This window comes from Microbacterium sp. C23T (assembly GCF_053345975.1).
Genome location: NZ_JBKFBD010000002.1, coordinates 200,769 through 217,555, shown reverse-complemented (window position 1 = coordinate 217,555; position 16,787 = coordinate 200,769). Strand labels below are relative to the sequence as shown.

At 70.4% G+C, this 16,787-nt stretch carries 14 protein-coding genes; 7 read left to right on the top strand and 7 right to left on the bottom strand.

Features of this window, described 5'->3' with window-relative positions:
• The 3 genes from ACLBXX_RS02110 to ACLBXX_RS02100 all read right to left on the bottom strand — a co-directional run.
• On the bottom strand, positions 1–381 hold a 381-nt coding region (locus ACLBXX_RS02110; RefSeq protein ID WP_447656599.1), incomplete at its 3' end, for a biotin/lipoyl-containing protein.
• 62 nt (positions 382–443) lie between these two features.
• Positions 444–1,817, bottom strand: coding sequence for a dihydrolipoyl dehydrogenase (gene lpdA, locus ACLBXX_RS02105; RefSeq protein WP_447656598.1), 1,374 nt, complete (start codon positions 1,815–1,817; stop codon positions 444–446).
• The gene (locus ACLBXX_RS02100) at positions 1,814–3,301 is read right to left on the bottom strand and encodes a leucyl aminopeptidase (protein ID WP_447656597.1); all 1,488 of its coding nucleotides are present in this window, start codon (positions 3,299–3,301) and stop codon (positions 1,814–1,816) included. The genes lpdA and ACLBXX_RS02100 overlap by 4 nt, the downstream gene beginning before the upstream one ends.
• A gap of 85 nt (positions 3,302–3,386) precedes the next feature.
• On the opposite strand from ACLBXX_RS02100, the gene ACLBXX_RS02095 reads away from it, so the two are divergent.
• The 3 genes from ACLBXX_RS02095 (at position 3,387) to ACLBXX_RS02085 (ending at position 6,589) form a co-directional block, all read left to right on the top strand.
• Positions 3,387–4,307, top strand: a complete 921-nt coding sequence (locus ACLBXX_RS02095) for a proteasome assembly chaperone family protein (protein ID WP_447656596.1) — start codon at positions 3,387–3,389, stop codon at positions 4,305–4,307.
• A gap of 249 nt (positions 4,308–4,556) precedes the next feature.
• Positions 4,557–5,897: an RNA polymerase sigma factor gene (locus ACLBXX_RS02090; protein WP_447656595.1), complete on the top strand. Its 1,341-nt coding sequence runs from the start codon at positions 4,557–4,559 to the stop codon at positions 5,895–5,897.
• A complete protein-coding gene (locus ACLBXX_RS02085) occupies positions 5,894–6,589 on the top strand; it encodes a coenzyme F420-0:L-glutamate ligase (RefSeq protein ID WP_056367335.1) in 696 nt (231 codons plus the stop codon). The genes ACLBXX_RS02090 and ACLBXX_RS02085 overlap by 4 nt, the downstream gene beginning before the upstream one ends.
• A gap of 67 nt (positions 6,590–6,656) precedes the next feature.
• Here the strand turns inward: ACLBXX_RS02085 and ACLBXX_RS02080 are convergent, their stop codons facing one another.
• On the bottom strand, positions 6,657–7,679 hold the full coding sequence (locus tag ACLBXX_RS02080; RefSeq protein ID WP_447656594.1) for a sugar-transfer associated ATP-grasp domain-containing protein: 1,023 nt from the start codon (positions 7,677–7,679) through the stop codon (positions 6,657–6,659).
• A gap of 43 nt (positions 7,680–7,722) precedes the next feature.
• On the opposite strand from ACLBXX_RS02080, the gene ACLBXX_RS02075 reads away from it, so the two are divergent.
• Complete coding sequence (locus ACLBXX_RS02075) at positions 7,723–8,448, top strand: alanine racemase C-terminal domain-containing protein (protein ID WP_447656593.1); 726 nt, start codon at positions 7,723–7,725, stop codon at positions 8,446–8,448.
• Positions 8,445–9,494 (top strand): alanine racemase, encoded by a 1,050-nt coding sequence (locus ACLBXX_RS02070; RefSeq protein ID WP_447656592.1) that lies wholly within the window; start codon positions 8,445–8,447, stop codon positions 9,492–9,494. The genes ACLBXX_RS02075 and ACLBXX_RS02070 overlap by 4 nt, the downstream gene beginning before the upstream one ends.
• 31 nt (positions 9,495–9,525) lie before the next feature.
• Here the strand turns inward: ACLBXX_RS02070 and ACLBXX_RS02065 are convergent, their stop codons facing one another.
• On the bottom strand, positions 9,526–9,744 hold the full coding sequence (locus ACLBXX_RS02065; RefSeq protein ID WP_387137527.1) for a DUF7455 domain-containing protein: 219 nt from the start codon (positions 9,742–9,744) through the stop codon (positions 9,526–9,528).
• Between the two features lie 168 nt (positions 9,745–9,912).
• Here ACLBXX_RS02065 and ACLBXX_RS02060 point away from each other — a divergent pair, with 168 nt between their 5' ends.
• The gene (locus tag ACLBXX_RS02060) at positions 9,913–11,994 is read left to right on the top strand and encodes a DNA gyrase/topoisomerase IV subunit B (protein WP_447656591.1); all 2,082 of its coding nucleotides are present in this window, start codon (positions 9,913–9,915) and stop codon (positions 11,992–11,994) included.
• 72 nt (positions 11,995–12,066) lie between these two features.
• On the opposite strand, the gene ACLBXX_RS02055 is transcribed toward ACLBXX_RS02060, so the two are convergent.
• On the bottom strand, positions 12,067–14,526 hold the full coding sequence (locus ACLBXX_RS02055; RefSeq protein WP_447656590.1) for a DNA gyrase/topoisomerase IV subunit A: 2,460 nt from the start codon (positions 14,524–14,526) through the stop codon (positions 12,067–12,069).
• Between the two features lie 68 nt (positions 14,527–14,594).
• Here ACLBXX_RS02055 and ACLBXX_RS02050 point away from each other — a divergent pair, with 68 nt between their 5' ends.
• Entirely contained in the window at positions 14,595–15,716 is a 1,122-nt protein-coding gene (locus ACLBXX_RS02050) for an alkaline phosphatase family protein (protein ID WP_447656589.1), read from the top strand.
• 9 nt (positions 15,717–15,725) lie between these two features.
• On the opposite strand, the gene sepH is transcribed toward ACLBXX_RS02050, so the two are convergent.
• Entirely contained in the window at positions 15,726–16,769 is a 1,044-nt protein-coding gene (sepH, locus tag ACLBXX_RS02045; RefSeq protein ID WP_447656588.1) for a septation protein SepH, read from the bottom strand.
• Positions 16,770–16,787 lie beyond the last annotated feature (18 nt).

Genomic DNA, 16,787 nt, shown 5'->3' with positions numbered 1-16,787 from the left:
GGCGGGGGCGGCGGGCTGCTCGGCTGCCGGCGCGGCCTCAGCGGGCGCGGCGGCAGCTTCGGCGGCCGGAGCCTCGGCGGGGGCCGCGGGAGCGGGCTCTGCGGCAGCGGCCTCGGGCGCCGGGGCGGCCTCGGAGGACCCGGAGCCGTCGCCGATCTTCGCCAGCACGGCGCCGACCTCGACGGTCTCGTCCTCCTGCACGAGGATCTCCTCGATCACGCCGCTGACCGGCGAGGGGATCTCGGTGTCCACCTTGTCCGTGGAGATCTCGAGCAGGCCCTCGTCCGCCTGGACCGTGTCGCCGACGTTCTTGAGCCAGCGGGTGACCGTTCCCTCGGTCACGCTCTCGCCGAGAGCGGGGAGGACCACGGATGTGCTCATGAGGATGTCTCCTTCTGAAGAAATATCGGATCTAGCTTAGTGATGGGGCGCGGCCCGACGGGTCACAGCGCGTGCAGGGGCTTGCCTGCGAGAGCGAGGAACGCCTCGCCGAGCGCTTCGGACTGGGTCGGGTGCGCGTGGATGAACGGTGCGATGTCTTCGGGGTGGGCCTCCCAGCCCACGACGAGCTGACCCTCGGTGATGAGTTCGCCGACGCGGTCGCCGATCAGGTGGACGCCGAGGACCGGCCCCTCCTTCACGCGGACGACCTTGACGATGCCGCTCGTGCCGAGGATCTCGCTCTTGCCGTTGCCCGCGAGGTTGTACTCGTAGGCGACGATGCCGTCCGCGCCGTGCGCGTCGGCCGCCTGCGCCTCGGTGAGGCCGACGGACGCGACCTCGGGGTGGCTGTACGTGACCTTCGGGATGTGGGCGTCGGGAATGAGGACGGGGGAGAGCCCGGCGATCTCCTCGGCGACGAAGATGCCCTGCTGGAAGCCGCGGTGCGCGAGCTGCGGGCCCGGGACGATGTCGCCGACTGCCCAGACGTGGTCGACGCCGGTGCGCAGCCGCTCGTCTGCGATGACGAAGCCGCGGTCGATCGTCACACCCGCCTCCTCGTAGCCGAGGCCCGCGGTCGCGGGTCCGCGCCCGACGGCGACGAGCAGGTAGTCGGCGGTGAAGGTCTTGCCGTCCTCGAGCGTGACGGTCACGGCGTCGGCGGTCTGCGTCGCGGTCTGGAAACGCACGCCGAGCGAGTACTGGATGCCGCGGCGCCGGAACGCGCGCTCGAGGCCCTTGCTGAGCGACAGATCCTCGTTGGGCACGAGGTGATCGAGCGCCTCGACGATCGTGACGTCGGCGCCGAACGAGCGCCAGACGCTCGCGAACTCGACGCCGATGACGCCGCCGCCGAGGATCACGACGCTGCCCGGGATCTCATCCAGCTCGAGCGCGTGCTCGCTGGTGAGGATGCGGCCGCCGATCTCGAGGCCGGGAAGGGTCCTGCTGTACGAGCCGGTGGCCAGTACGACGTCGGTGCCGCGATAAAGGTCGTCGCCGACACGGACGGCCGGGCCTGCCTCGAGGCGTCCCTCGCCGTTCACCACGGTGATGCCGCGCGCCTTGACCAGGCCCTCGAGCCCCTTGTACTTCTTCGCGACGATGCCCTCACGGTAGGCGCGCACACCCGCAGGGTCGACGCCCTCGAAGGTCGCGCGGATGCCGATGGCCGAGGCATCCCGTGCCGACTCGGCCACCTCGGCCGCGTGCAGCAGGGCCTTCGTCGGGATGCAGCCGCGGTGCAGGCACGTCCCGCCCACCTTGTCCTTCTCCACGAGGGCTACGGTCTTGCCGAGTTCCGCGGCGCGGAGCGCGGCTGCATAGCCGCCGCTTCCACCGCCGAGAATGACGAGATCGAAGGAGTGGTCGGTCATCGTGCCTCCTCATCGAGGTCTGCCAGGACGAAGCGGATCAGGCTGCGCACGGTGGCGGCAGTCGGTCCCTTGTCGGTGAAGCCGTACGGCGCGCCCTTGTGGGTCCCGCTGCCGGCGATGTCGAGATGCACCCAGGGGATTCGGGGTGCATCCGTCTCGTCGGCCGTGCGGCCGACGAAGTGACGCAGGAACAGTCCTGCGAAGAGCGAGCCGCCCGCAGGGTCGCCGATCTTGGCGTTCTGCAGGTCGGCGATGGGGGAGTCGAGCTCCTCCACCATGTGAGCGGGAAGGGGCAGCTGCCACGCGGGCTCGCCGGTCTCGGCGGCTGCCGCGAGGTAGGCGGCCACGGCGTCGTCGTCGCCCATCACACCCGTGTGGCGCGTGCCGAGGGCGACGAGGATCGCGCCGGTGAGCGTGGCGACGTCGACGATCACGTCGGGGTTCTCGCGGCTGGCGGCGACCAGTCCGTCGGCGAGCACGAGACGGCCCTCGGCGTCGGTGTTGAGCACCTCCACGGTCGTGCCGTCGAGGAGGCGCAGCACGTCGCCGGGGCGCGTGGCGCGGCCGGACGGCATGTTGTCCGCCACGCAGAGCCACGCCGTCACCTTGACGGGAGCGCCGACGGATGCCACGGCCCGCAGCACACCCAGAACGGTTGCGGCGCCCGCCATGTCGTACTTCATGCCGACCATCGAGGCGGCGGGCTTGAGCGACAGGCCTCCGGTGTCGAAGGTGATGCCCTTGCCCACCAGCGCGACGTGCCTGCCCGCGCCCTCCGGCGCGTACTCGAGGCGGACGAGACGCGGCGGACGGTCGGACCCCTGCCCCACGCCGAGGATGCCGCCGAAGCCCTGCTCGCGCAGCGCCTCCTCGTCGAGCACCTGGACGGTGACCGGCAGCTCGGCGACGGACTCGGTGGCGCGCTGTGCGACATCGGCGGGTCCGAGCCATTCGGCCGGGGTGTTGACGAGGTCCTTGACGAGGGCGATGGATGCCGCGGTCTCGACGATCAGCTTCAGCGCCGCGTCGTCCGGCTCGGCGCTGCCGTGGACGACCACGCGCTGCGCGCGCGGCTTCGGCGCCTCGGTCTTGTAGCCCTCGAAGCGGTATCCGCCGAGGGCGGCGCCCTCCGCGGCGGCGGTCCACAGCGAAGGATCGGCGTACGGAGCGGCCACGGCGACGGTCGCGAAGCCGGTGATGGCGCGGATCGCCGCGCCCACCGCATCGCGCAGGGCCGCGGCATCCGGAGCCGAACCGGTCCCGACGACGGCCAGCGGCAGAGTCGTCGCGTCCGGCGCATACGCGCGCACCCAGGCGCCCGCGGCGCCGGTGAAGCCCACCCCCGACAGCGCCTCGCGCAGGCCCGGCCAGTCCGATAGATCCGGGGATCCCTCGGCGTCGAGCGGGGGGAGCGCGAGGAGAAGAAGGTCGGCGTCGGACTCTCGGACAGGTGCGGTGCGGTACTCGAGGTCGGGGAACGACATGGTCTCCATCCTAGGGACGACGACTGTTCGCTCTGAGCGCGACCATCGCGACCCGACCTCGGCGGACGGCTCGTAGCATGGGTGCATGCCTTTTCCCGGCCCGCTGTTCGAGCGTGCGGCTTCAGCGCCGCCCGTCCCGCGCGGGTTGCCGCTCGTGATCGCCCTCACCGGGTTCACCGATGCCGGCAGCGCCGTGAGCCGCCTGATCGACTACTTCCGCGACGAGCTCTCGCCGTCGCCGCTCGCCGTGTTCTCCAACGACACGCTGCTGGACTACCGCGCGCGCCGCCCGATCGTGTCGTTCGAGAAGGACCATCTCACCGACTACCGCCCGTCGCGCCTGGAGCTGTCGTTCGCCCACGACGCCCTCGGTCAGCCGTTCCTGCTGCTCGCCGGCTACGAGCCCGATTTCGCGTGGGATGCCTTCACCGAGGCGGTGCTCGAGTTCACCGAGGTGTACGGCGTCTCCACGGTGACGTGGGTGCACGCGATCCCGATGCCCGTGCCGCACACGCGGCCGATCGGCACGACGGTGAGCGGAACGCGGTCGGAGCTCGCCGAAGCGCACTCGGTGTGGCAGCCCCACACCCAGGTGCCGGCGACGGCGGGCCACCTGCTGGAGTACCGCCTCGCCGCCGCGGGCGTGCGCGTCGCGGGCTTCGTGCTGCTGATCCCGCACTATCTCGGCGACACCGAGTACCCGGCAGCGGCTCTGGCCGCCCTCGACAGCCTCACCGTCGCGACGGGACTCGTGTTCGCGGGCGACGAGCTGCGCGAGGAGAACCGCGAGTACCTCGAGAAGGTCACCGAGCAGATTCAGGGCAGCGACGAGCTCGCGCGCATGGTGCAGGGCCTGGAAGAGCGCTACGACGCCTACATGGCGGGATCCACGCTGGCGACTCCGATGATCCACACGGGCGATCTGCCCAGCGCCGATGAGCTGGCGGCAGAACTCGAGCGGTTCCTGGCGACCCGCCCCGGAGAGGACGACAAGCGCGGCTCGTGATCGCGCTCTCGCCGCGCGTCGGCGGAATTCGACGCCGGACCGGTGCGTTGACACCAGCGATGGAGGTGCGCCGGTCTCGGCAGGGCGATGCTGGCGGCGCACGGCAAGTATGAGATACTAGACGCTCTGACCCGTTGTCAACCGTCTTCGTGGGGTATCCCTTCGAAGATGTGGACTTGACAAGGGTCTTACTAGTGTCCGAAACCGACCGGAGAGGCGCAGGGCGCCTCGACCGGTGAAAGGCGAAACGTGACTCCAGGCACGAACACCAAGGCTCGCTCGGCCGCGAAGGACACCGAGACGGACGAGACGAAGACGGCGGCCGCCAAGAAGGCTCCGGCAGCCAAGGGCGCCGCGAAGACCAAGGCCGCTCCGAAGACCGCGTCCAAGCGCGCGAAGAAGTCGGACGACGAGTTCGAGGACGACGTCGAGGAGCTCGACGACGACGTCGAACTCGAGGAGGACGGCGACGACAGCGAGGGCGACACGGCGGAGGCCGGCGAGTCGGCGAAGGGCGCGAAGGCGTCGGGCGACGACGCCAACGCGACCGACGACGAGGAGGAAGAGGAGGAGAGCACCAAGCCGGCGTTCACCGAGCCCCTCCCGACCGGCGCGATCGTCATCTCGTCGAGCGACGAAGACGACGTCCCCGTCTACTCGACCCAGATCACGGGCGCGACGGCCGACCCGGTCAAGGACTACCTCAAGCAGATCGGCAAGGTGCCGCTCCTGAACGCGGCCGAAGAAGTCGAGCTCGCGATGCGGATCGAGGCGGGTCTGTTCGCCGAAGAGAAGCTGTCGCACATGTCGGCGGCCGAGAAGACCTCGCAGCTCGGACTCGACCTGCAGTGGGTCGCCCGCGACGGCCAGCGCGCGAAGAGCCACCTGCTCGGCGCGAACCTGCGCCTCGTGGTGTCGCTCGCCAAGCGCTACACCGGCCGCGGCATGCAGTTCCTGGATCTGATCCAGGAGGGCAACCTCGGCCTCATCCGCGCGGTCGAGAAGTTCGACTACACCAAGGGCTTCAAGTTCTCGACGTACGCGACGTGGTGGATCCGTCAGGCCATCACCCGCGCCATGGCCGACCAGGCCCGCACCATCCGCATCCCGGTGCACATGGTCGAGGTCATCAACAAGCTCGCGCGCGTCCAGCGTCAGATGCTGCAGGACCTCGGTCGCGAACCCACGCCCGAGGAGCTCAGCCGCGAGCTCGACATGACCCCCGAGAAGGTCATCGAGGTGCAGAAGTACGGCCGTGAGCCGATCTCGCTGCACACGCCCCTCGGCGAGGACGGCGACAGCGAGTTCGGTGACCTCATCGAGGACACCGAGGCCGTGGTCCCCGCCGACGCGGTGGGCTTCACGATGCTGCAGCGTCAGCTCGAGTCGCTCCTCGACTCGCTCTCGGAGCGCGAGGCCGGCGTGATCCGCATGCGCTTCGGCCTCGGCGACGGCCAGCCGAAGACGCTCGACCAGATCGGCGACACGTTCGGGGTCACCCGCGAGCGCATCCGCCAGATCGAGTCGAAGACGATGGCGAAGCTGCGGCACCCGTCGCGTTCGCAATCGCTGCGGGACTATCTCGAGTGAGTGAGGCGAACGCCGGCAAGGCGCTCACCGTCCAGGTCGAGGGCTCGTCGTTCGCCCGCATCCCGATCCGCACGCGGGTCGTGATGCCGGGCGACGACCTCGACGAGTTCGTCCGCGAGTACGCGGCCGATGTCGTGCGCGAGGGCGACCTGCTGTTCGTGACCGAGAAGATCGTCGCGATCACGCAGGGCCGCTCGTACCTCGTGGAGGACATCAAGCCGCGCAAGCTGGCGCTCTTCCTCTCGAAGTACGTCACTCGCACGCCCTACGGCATCGGCCTGGGAATGCCCGAGACGATGGAGATGGCCCTCCGCGAGTGCGGCACGATCCGCATCCTGTTCGCGGCCGCCGTCTCCGCCGTCACCAAGCTGTTCGGGCGCAAGGGCGACTTCTACCGCATCGCGGGCGACAAGGCCCGGGCGATCGACGGACCGACGTCGGGCACCATCCCGCCGTACAACAAGGCGGTCGTGCTCGGACCCGAGCGCCCGCGTGAGGTCGCGACGCACCTCAAGGCGCTGCTGGGCGGCGTGCCCGAGGTGGCCGTGGTGGACATCAACGACCTCGGCGGCAACATCCTCGGCTCCACGCTCGACAAGGGCGAAGAGAAGCGGCTCGTCTCGATCCTCAAGGACAACCCGCTGGGTCAGGGCCACCAGTCGACCCCGCTCGGCATCGTCCGGACGATCTGACGGTTTCAGCACGAAGGCGCGGCATCCTTGCGGATGCCGCGCCTTCCGCGTGCGTGGTGAAGCCGGCTCAGAACCCGATCGCCGCGCGATACCGCGGCTTGTGACCGGTGCGGATACCGGTGACGCTCGGCTTGTTCTCGTACACCCCGGCGCCCCAGTTGCCCTCGACGAGCACCGGACCGTCGGGCGTGACGACGATGTCCCAGCCGACGTACTGGATCTGGGGCACGACCCGGGCGACCTGGTCGACGAACTCTTTGACCTGATCGATCATCGGCAGCTGGAAGTCGGCGATGACGAAGCCGCTGTCGGGGTGCTTCTCGTGCACATGGCTGTGCGAGTCGTAGCCCGGTCCGACCGCATGACCGTTCTCGTCGAGCATCGTGTAGAAGCCGCCGAACGTCATCTGGTCGCTCACGGCGCCGCGTCCGAACTTCTGCGCCATCGCCAGGATGTGGGTCTTCTCCCCGTCGAAGAATGCGGTGACACGGGTGGTGTTCACGGTTCCGGGGCACACCGCCGCGAGGTCGGCGTGCTGGCGGATGACCTCCTCGATGAGCAGCTCGCCGCGGGAGAGCAGACCGCGGTGGAACTCGTCCCAATCCGAGACGTCGGCCGCGTGGTAGCGGTGCACGCCCGTGCCCGCCTGGCCCACCGGCTCCTTCGTGACGATCGTGCCGTGCTTCTCGGCGAAGGCGCGCACCGCGTCGGCGTTGCCCTCCTCGACCACCATCCAGTCGCGGCGGAGGAAGTCGCTGAAGACGCGGTCGAACTCGACCTTGTCCTGGAACTGGCCGCGGTAGTCGGGGTGGTCGTACTTCTGCGAGATCTCGTTCGACACCGGGTGCGTCATATAGGTCGCCCGCTCGGCGCGGTTCAGGATCGCGAAGTCGTAGTCGACGTAGTCCTGGAAGCCGACCTGCTGGAACCCGGCCGACCACAGCATGTCGACGAGGACCGCGGGGGTCCACTTGCCGTGCTCGTGGGCGGTCTCCTTCGCGCGCTCCAGCACGGATCCGACGTCGATGCGACGGACACGCCAGGCGAGGTAGCGAAGACGGTTCGAGAGGGCGAGGCCCTGAGAAGACATGCGTGCTCCGGGTTCGGTTCGGGGACCCCGATAGTCTAGAGGCGTGAGTTCCGCGATCCCTGGGCACGACCATGCCGTGCCGGGATCAGGTCCCCGCAGCGCCCCCGTCGCGCGGATCTCGCGGGCCGTGCTGACCGCGAACGCGCGCACCGCGTGGGATCGCGGCATCCGTTCCTACGATGCGTCGATCCTCGAAGCGGATGCCTGGGGCCACGGCGTGGAGCTCGTGCGCGACGTGCTGGCGACCGTGGGCCTCGAGGCCCGCACGCCCCACGGCGGGCCCACCGCAGCCGACTCGGCGCCGATCGCGGCGCGGAGCGACTCGCTCTCGGCGGCGGCACTCCTCGGGCTCCCCGGCGCCGAGCACCCCGCCGTGCCCGCGCTGCGACTCACGGGGACCGTGCTCTCCGTGAAGGATCTCCGCGAGGGCGAAGGCGTGTCGTACGGCTACGCGTACCGCGCGCCCGCAGACACGCGCGTCGCGCTCGTCACGGGCGGCTACGCGCAGGGCATCGTGCGCGCCCTCGGTGGCGCGGTGGACGTCGCGATCGTGGGGGAGAGGCATCCCGTCGTCGGACGCGTCGCCATGGACGTGTGCGTGGTGGACATCGCGGATGCCGCGGTCCGCCGCGGCGACGAGGTCCTGTTCCTCGGCGACCCGGGGGAAGGCGAGCCCTCGCTCGCCGACTGGGTCCGTGAAACGGGACTCACCGCCGGTGAGCTCGTCACCATGGTCGGGTTGCGTGCCGGTCGTGAGGAGACCCCATGACCGCCCGCCTCCATGTCGACCTCGACGCCCTGGTCGCGAACATCGCGCAGGTGCGCGCGACGGTGTCTCCCGCGGAGCTGATGCTCGTGGTCAAGGACGACGCCTACGGCCACGGCCTGGAGCCTGTCGTGCAGACGGCGGCCGCCGCAGGCGTGAGCTGGTTCGGCGCCTTCGATGTGCGGACGGGCTGCGCCGTGCGAGATGCCGTCGGCGACGACGCCCGCATCTTCGCGTGGATCGCCGCCTCGCGCGATGACCTCGAGGCCGCCGTCGCCCGGCGGATCGACCTCGGCATCGGCGACGCCGACCTGCTGGAGGAGCTCGCAGAGGCCGCCCGCGATGCCGGTGCCCCGGTGCGCGTGCACCTCAAGATCGACACCGGACTGCACCGCAACGGCGTGCGGCCGGAGCAGTGGCCGGCCTTCGTGTCGCGCGCTGCAGTCCTCGAGGCGGACGGCGTGATCGAGGTCGCGGGTGTCTGGAGCCACATCGCCGAGGCTTCCGATTCCGAGGACGACGACGCCCGAGCCGTGTACGAGTGGGCCCTGGACCAGGCCACGGCTGCGGGCCTGCGCCCGGCCATGCGCCACCTCGCCGCCAGCGCCGCATCCTTCGCTCGCCCCGAGTTCCGCTACGACATGGTCCGCGTGGGGGCGTTCTGCTACGGCATCCGCTCCGCCGGGGGACCGTCTGCCGATCACCTGGGCCTCCGCCCGATCGGCCGGCTCGACGCGGACGTCGTCGAGGTCGGCGAGGGGTTCGTCCGGATCGGTCTCGGTGCGCTGGAGGGGCTCCCGTCATCGCTTCAGCGGCGCGCGTCCGTCGGCACACCGGCGGGCGGACGCGCACTCGTTGCCATCGGCGGCACGCAGTCCCTGGTCGCCGCGTGGCCGGACGCGGTCGTCGGCGACGTCGTCACGGTCTACGGACCGGGCGTCGCCGGGGAGAGCACGGCGACGGATCTCGCGGAGATCATCGGCACGATCGGTGAAGAGCTCGCCCTGCGCGTGTCACCCCTCGTCGAACGCAGATACACCCGCCGCTGAAGCGACGGGTGCGAGTCTGCCGAACGGGCGCCTACTCGGCCAGGCGAGCGGTCTCGTCGTGCCACGAGGTCGCGATGGCGCGGAGCTTCTCTTCGTACTTGCGGCCGTGGTGGGCGCAGAAGAGCAGCTCGCTGCCGTTGACCTCGGCTGCGATGTAGGCCTGTGCGCCACACGAATCGCAGCGGTCCATCGCCGTGAGGCGGTATTCGAGGACGGCGCCGGTCTCGGTCGGTGTCGATAGCGTGTTCATCTCGGTGCCTCCTCGTACTTGTAGAACTCTCTAGCGGTCATGAAATACAACCACGCCGACGTTTCGAGAATGCCGCGAAGTGATGACATTTCGCTGAGCGCGTACGCGTACCGGCCCTGAAGCGTGTCTGTGCAGGGCTGTCGGGCGCCCCGATTACGATGGGAGATTGTGACCGCCGAGTACTCCGCCCATCATCTCCAGGTGCTCGAAGGGCTCGAAGCGGTCCGCAAGCGCCCCGGCATGTACATCGGCTCGACCGACTCGCGCGGCCTCATGCACTGCCTGTGGGAGATCATCGACAACTCCGTCGACGAGGCGCTCGCCGGCCACGGCTCGCGCATCGACATCGTGCTCCACGCCGACGGCAGCGTCGAAGTGCGCGACCGCGCCCGTGGCATCCCCGTCGACATCGAGCCGCGCACGGGGCTGACCGGCGTCGAGGTCGTCTTCACCAAGCTCCACGCGGGTGGCAAGTTCGGGGGCGGCTCGTACGCCGCATCGGGCGGTCTGCACGGCGTCGGGGCATCGGTCGTCAACGCGCTCTCGGAGCGCCTGGACGTCGAGGTCGACCGCGGCGGCAAGACGTGGGCGATGTCGTTCCACCGCGGCGAGCCCGGTGTCTTCTCGAACGGCAGCCCCGATTCGGGCTTCACCCCGTTCGAGGAGCGCAGCGAGCTGCGGGTCGCTGGCCGCGCCGCGAAGGGCGTGACCGGCACGCGCATCCGCTACTGGGCGGATCGCCAGATCTTCACGAAGGACGCCGCGTTCAACCTGCAGGAGCTCGAGCAGCGCGCGCGCCAGACCGCCTTCCTGGTCCCGGGCCTCGAAATCGTCATCCGCGACGAGCGACCCGGCACCGAGGCCGGCGAGCCCGTCGAGACGAGTTACCGGTTCGACGGCGGCATCTCCGAGTTCGCCGACTTCCTCGCGCCCGACTCCGGCGTCACCGACACGTGGCGACTCACCGGTGAGGGCAGGTTCACCGAGACCGTCCCGGTGCTGCAGCCCTCGGGCGCGATGGTGCCGACCGAGGTCGAGCGCGAGTGCCACGTCGACATCGCCGTCAGGTGGGGCACCGGCTACGAGACGGTGTCGCGCTCGTTCGTCAACATCATCGCCACGCCCAAGGGCGGCACACACCAGCAGGGGTTCGAGCAGGGCCTCATGAAGGTGCTGCGCGATCAGGTGGCGCAGAACGCGCGTCGCCTCAAGGTCGGCAACGACAAGCTCGAGAAGGACGACATCCTCGCCGGGCTCACCGCCGTGCTGACCGTGCGCGTCGCCGAGCCGCAGTTCGAGGGCCAGACGAAGGAGGTGCTCGGCACGCCGGCGGTCCGCCAGATCGTCTCGAACGTCGTCACGCGCGAGCTCACCGCGCGCTTCACGTCGCCGAAGCGCGACGACAAGGCGCAGACCTCGCTCCTGCTCGACAAGGTCGTCTCCGAGATGAAGGCGCGCATATCCGCGCGCACCCACAAAGAGACGCAGCGCCGCAAGAACGCGCTCGAGTCCTCGTCGCTGCCGGCGAAGCTCGCGGACTGCCGGTCGAACGACGTCGCCGAGTCGGAGCTGTTCATCGTCGAGGGCGACTCGGCCCTCGGCACCGCCAAGCTCGCACGCAACAGCGAGTTCCAGGCGCTGCTGCCGATCCGCGGCAAGATCCTCAACGTCCAGAAGGCGTCGATCAGCGACATGCTGTCCAACGCCGAGTGCGCCGCGATCATCCAGGTGATCGGCGCCGGCTCGGGCCGCTCGTTCGACCTCGACACCGCCCGATACGGCAAGATCATCCTGATGAGCGACGCCGACGTCGACGGCGCCCACATCCGCACGCTGCTGCTGACCCTGTTCTTCCGGTACATGCGTCCGCTCATCGACGAGGGCCGCGTCTACGCCGCCGTCCCGCCGCTGCATCGCGTGGTCGTGATGAACCCCGGCTCCAAGCCCAACGAGACGATCTACACGTACTCCGAGGCCGAGCTGCACGGACTGCTCACGAAGCTCACGAAGGCCGGCAAGCGCTGGCAGGAGCCCGTCCAGCGCTATAAGGGCCTCGGCGAGATGGACGCCGACCAGCTCGCGACCACGACCATGGATCGCAACGGCCGCACGCTGCGACGCGTGCGGATGCAGGATGCCGAGGCTGCGGCATCCGTCTTCGAACTGCTCATGGGCAACGACGTGGCGCCGCGCAAGGAGTTCATCATCGACTCCAGCGACCGGCTGGTGCGCGAGCGCATCGACGCGTGATCTGATCGCCGTTCCCCGCAACAGCGAGAGGCGCACCGGCTGAGCCGGTGCGCCTCTCCTGTGGATCGGAGCTCAGCGGATGCCGGTGCCGACAGCGCCGATGACGCCGTCGAGCGCGGTGCCCGATGCGTCGCGCTTCGCGCCGGACTCCGGAAGAGTGCGAGTCGCACCGTCCGAGCCGATGGCACGGGGATCCGTGCCGACCCAGGCGATGGTCAGGGCGTCCTCGCCCTTCAGGAAGCGCTGGGCGCGCACGCCGCCGGTCGCGCGCCCCTTGGCGGGGAACTCGCTGAACAGCGACACCTTGGCGCTGCCGGCGTCGGTGCCCGCGAGCGCCGTGGTCGAGCCGGCGATCGTGACCACGACGGCGTCGAACTCGGAGGGGCCGACGACATCGAAGGAGATGACCTGCGCGCCGTCGGTGAGACGGATGCCGGCCATGCCGCCGGCCGAGCGGCCCTGCGGGCGCACCGAGGACGCGTCGAAGCGGAGCAGCTGGGCGTCGCTCGCCACGAACACGAGCTCGGCACCGTCGGACGCGGGCGCGGCGCCGACGACGCGGTCGCCGTCCTTGAGGGCGATGACCTCGATGTCGTGCTTGTTCGCGATCTCGCTCGCGGCGACGCGCTTCACGATGCCCTGCGCCGTGCCGATCGCGATCGGCGGGCCCTCGACGAGGGGCACGAGCGCGACGATGTGCTCGCCGCCGCTGAGACCCAGGTACTGGTCGCCGCGGGTGCCGGCGGCGAGCTGCACCGAGTTGCCGGGCACCGACGGCAGGTCGACGGGGGAGAACCGAACCAGGCGGCCGAGGTTCGTCACGGCCCCGATGTCGCCGCGGGTGGTGGTGTCCACCGACGAGCGGATGGCGTCGTGCTTCGAGCGCCGTGCCGGCGCGACGATGCCGCCGCCCGGGGCGTCGGCCGCGAGCTCGGCACGCACCATGCGGCCGGTGGCGGAGAGGAAGACGCGGCACGGCGCGTCCGCGATCTGCAGGTCGGCGACCGCCGCCGCGGCGCGCGAGCGCGGCTGCACCGGACCGCCGTTGAGGAGAAGTGTGCGCCGCGGCGTGCCGAACGCCTCGGAGGCGGCATCCAATTCGTGCGCGACCTGCGCGCGCAGCAGCACGTCGCTGCCGAGCAGCTCCTCGAGCTGCGCGATCTCCTTCTTCAGGTTGTCGCGCTCGGTCTCGAGCTCGATGCGCGAGAACTTCGTGAGGCGACGCAGTCGCAGTTCGAGGATGTACTCGGACTGCGGCTCGGACAGGTCGAAGACGCTCATGAGGCGCGTGCGCGCCTGCTCGCTGTCGTCTGACGTGCGGATGACCTGGATGACCTCGTCGATGTCGAGGATCGCGATGAGGAGGCCCTCGACCAGGTGCAGGCGTTCCTTGCGCCGCTCGAGGCGGTAGCGGCTCCGGCGCGTGACGACGCTGATGCGGTGATCGAGGTAGACGCGCAGGAGCTCGCGCAGACCGAGGGTCTGCGGCTGCCCCTCGACCAGGGCGACGTTGTTGATGCTGAAGGAGTCCTCGAGCGGCGTCAGCCGGTAGAGGTGGTCGAGCACCGCCTGGGGGTCGAAGCCGGTCTTGATGCCGATGACCAGACGCAGGCCGTGGTGGCGGTCGGTCAGATCGGTGACGTCGGCGATGCCCTGCAGCTTCTTCGCGTTGACGGCGTCCTTGATCTTCTCGATGACGCGCTCGGGGCCGACGAGGTAGGGGAGCTCGGTGACGATGAGGCCGGTGCGGCGAGGGCCGAGCGACTCGATCGAGACCTTCGCCCGCGTGCGGAAGCTGCCGCGGCCGTTCGTGTAGGCGTCCTTGATGCCGTCGAGGCCGACGATGATGCCGCCGCCGGGGAGGTCGGGGCCGGGCACGAACTCCATGAGCTCTTCGACCGTCGCCTCGGGGTTCTCGAGCAGATGGGTCGCGGCGCCCACGACCTCGATGAGGTTGTGCGGCGCCATGTTGGTCGCCATGCCGACCGCGATGCCGGTGGTGCCGTTGACGAGCAGATTGGGGAAGGCGGCCGGCAGCACCTCGGGCTGCTGGAACTGGCCGTCGTAGTTCGGGATGAAGTCGACGACGTCTTCATCGAGGTTCTCGGTGAGCGCGAGCGCCGGCGGGGCGAGGCGGGCCTCGGTGTAGCGGGGCGCGGCGGGGCCGTCATCTAGCGAGCCGAAGTTGCCGTGCCCGTCGACGAGGGGCACGCGCAGGGAGAAGGGCTGGGCCAGACGGACGAGCGCGTCGTAGATGGGGGCGTCGCCGTGCGGGTGGAGCTTTCCCATCACCTCGCCGACGACGCGCGCGCTCTTCACATGGCCGCGGTCGGGACGCAGCCCCATGTCGGCCATCTGGAACAGGATGCGTCGCTGCACCGGCTTGAGCCCGTCGCGCGCGTCGGGCAGGGCACGCGAATAGATGACCGAGTACGCGTACTCGAGGAACGACGTCTGCATCTCCGAAGAGACGTCGACGTCCTCGATGCGTCCGTGGTCGGCGGGGGAGGAATCGGTGCGGGAAGCGGGCATGTGTCGAAGAAGCCTCGGGTGACGGCGGAGAGCGAGGGGGCGCGGCCGCGTGTGCGAGACTGGCCCCGATGACCCTCAGCCTACCCGTGGACCCGCCGCGTGCCCGGAGCCTCACCCGTGTCGTGACCGAGATGTCGGCGGCGCTGGACGGCAGCTCGGAGTGGTTCGCCCCGGCGCGGAGCGCGATCGTGTGGGTGCTCGACGGGCTCGGTGCCCACAACCTCTCGGCGCGGGCCGGCCACGCCCGCTTCCTCAGTGAGGCGCGCGCGAAGAAGGACGTCGCTCGCTCGGTCTTCCCCTCGACCACCGCCGCCGCGCTGACCAGTCTGCTCACCGGGGCGCTGCCGGGGGAGCACGGCATCGTCGGGTACCGCGCGCGGGTGCCCGGTACCGACGACGTGGTGAATCTGCTCCGCGGCTGGGACACCGACGGGCTTCCGCTCGAGTTCCAGCGCGCCGCCCCGCTGTCCGCGACGCTCGGCCGGCCGTTCTTCGCCGTCTCGCGCAACGAGTACGCCGGCACCGGCTTCACCGCCGCGACGCTCGGGGACGCCGAGTTCCACGGCGCCGACGACCTCGATGAGCGCGTGAGCCTCGCCGCGGACCTCGCGGCGCAGCATCCGGGGTCGCTCATCTATCTCTATGCCCCCGATCTCGACGCGATCGGTCACAAGCGCGGCTGGGAGTCCGACGAATGGGTCGCGGTGCTGGAGCGGGTGGATGCCGCGGCCCGCACGCTCTCGAAATCCCTCGACCGCGGCACCGGGGTGGTCGTGACGTCCGACCACGGCATGATCGACGTGCCACGCCATCGGCATCTCCTCCTCGAAGAAGGGGACGACCTGCTCGACGGCGTCCGCCTCCTCGGCGGCGAGCCCCGCATGCTCCACCTCTACACGGAGCCGGGTGCGGCCGATGCCGTGCTCGCGCGATGGCGCGAGGCCGAGGCATCCCGTTCGTGGGTGTTCTCGCGCTCCGAGCTCGAGGCGTCGGGTCTCGTGGGCCGGATCGACCCGGAGGTGCATGCCCGCATCGGCGACGTGATCGTCGCGGCGCGCGCGGGAATCGCGTACTACGACGACCGCCTCGCCGACAAGGCACCGCAGAAGATGATCGGGCAGCACGGCTCCCTCACGGACGAAGAGCGGGTGGTCCCGCTCATCCGGCTCGGCGCGTTCGCCTCGGCCTGAGCCCCGCCGTCAGTCGTCGGAGCGGGCGCCGAAGACGATCTCGTCCCACGACGGCATCGACGTGCGCCCCTTGCGCCGGCCGGCCTCGGCGACGGCGGCCGGAGTGGGTGCCTGGAATTCGGACGCCGTCGGCTCCTCTTCGGACGCCGATTCGTCGTAGCCCGGCTCGAGCGCGTCGAACAGCGCGACCGGGGCGGACGAGCGGGGCGCCGATGCGACCTCTTCGGCCCCCGGAAGCGGCTCGCGCTGGCCGCGGCGGCGACGCAGCGCCTCGAGCAGATCGGCGGTCTCGGCCGAGGTCACGACGGCGGGCTCGGTGGCGCGCTTGATGGCGGCCTCCTGCACGGCAGGCGCGGCGGGGGACGGGATCTCGGGCGACTCGATGTCGGCGTCGGGGAGGCGGCGCGGGCCGAACGCTCCGCTGTCGAAGCGGGAGTCGTCCTTCGGGGGCACCGCGTCCAGGGCGCGGAGCCGGGGGATGAGCCCCTCGGGGAGCGACCCCTGGCGGGACAGCTGGATGGCGTCGGCGTTCAGCGGCGACAGCGTGCTGCGGCGAGGGTCGAAGCCCCAGCGGGCGTCGTGGCCGATGTCGTTCGAGGTGAACTCCAGCTTGACGGTCCAGCCGGTCGGCTCTTTCCAGCTGGTCCACCGTTCGCCGATCGCTCCGGCCTCGGCGAGCTTGGCACGCACCGCGGAGCCGAACGTCGTCTGTCCGTCACCTTCGAAATCGCCGCCGAGCAGCACCGGAACCGCCAGCGCCTGACCGACGATGTGCTCCCGCTCGGCGAGCACGGGGCCCTCGAAGCGCACGATGTCCTCGACGCGGGCACCGAGGAGTTCGGCGACCTCCCGCGCGGACAGCCCCGACCGGATGTGGGCCTGGATCTCGCGGGGACTGGGGCGCGGCGTCTGCACGTCGGACTCGCGCTCGCGGCGCGCCTTGCGCAGCTCACCGCGGAGGACGTCGTCGACCTCGAGCGTGAATCTCTCGCCGGACTCCGTCGCCAGGATGAGCTTGTCGTCCTCGGTTCCGATGACTTTGAGCTGTTCCATGCGGACGCTCCCTGCTTC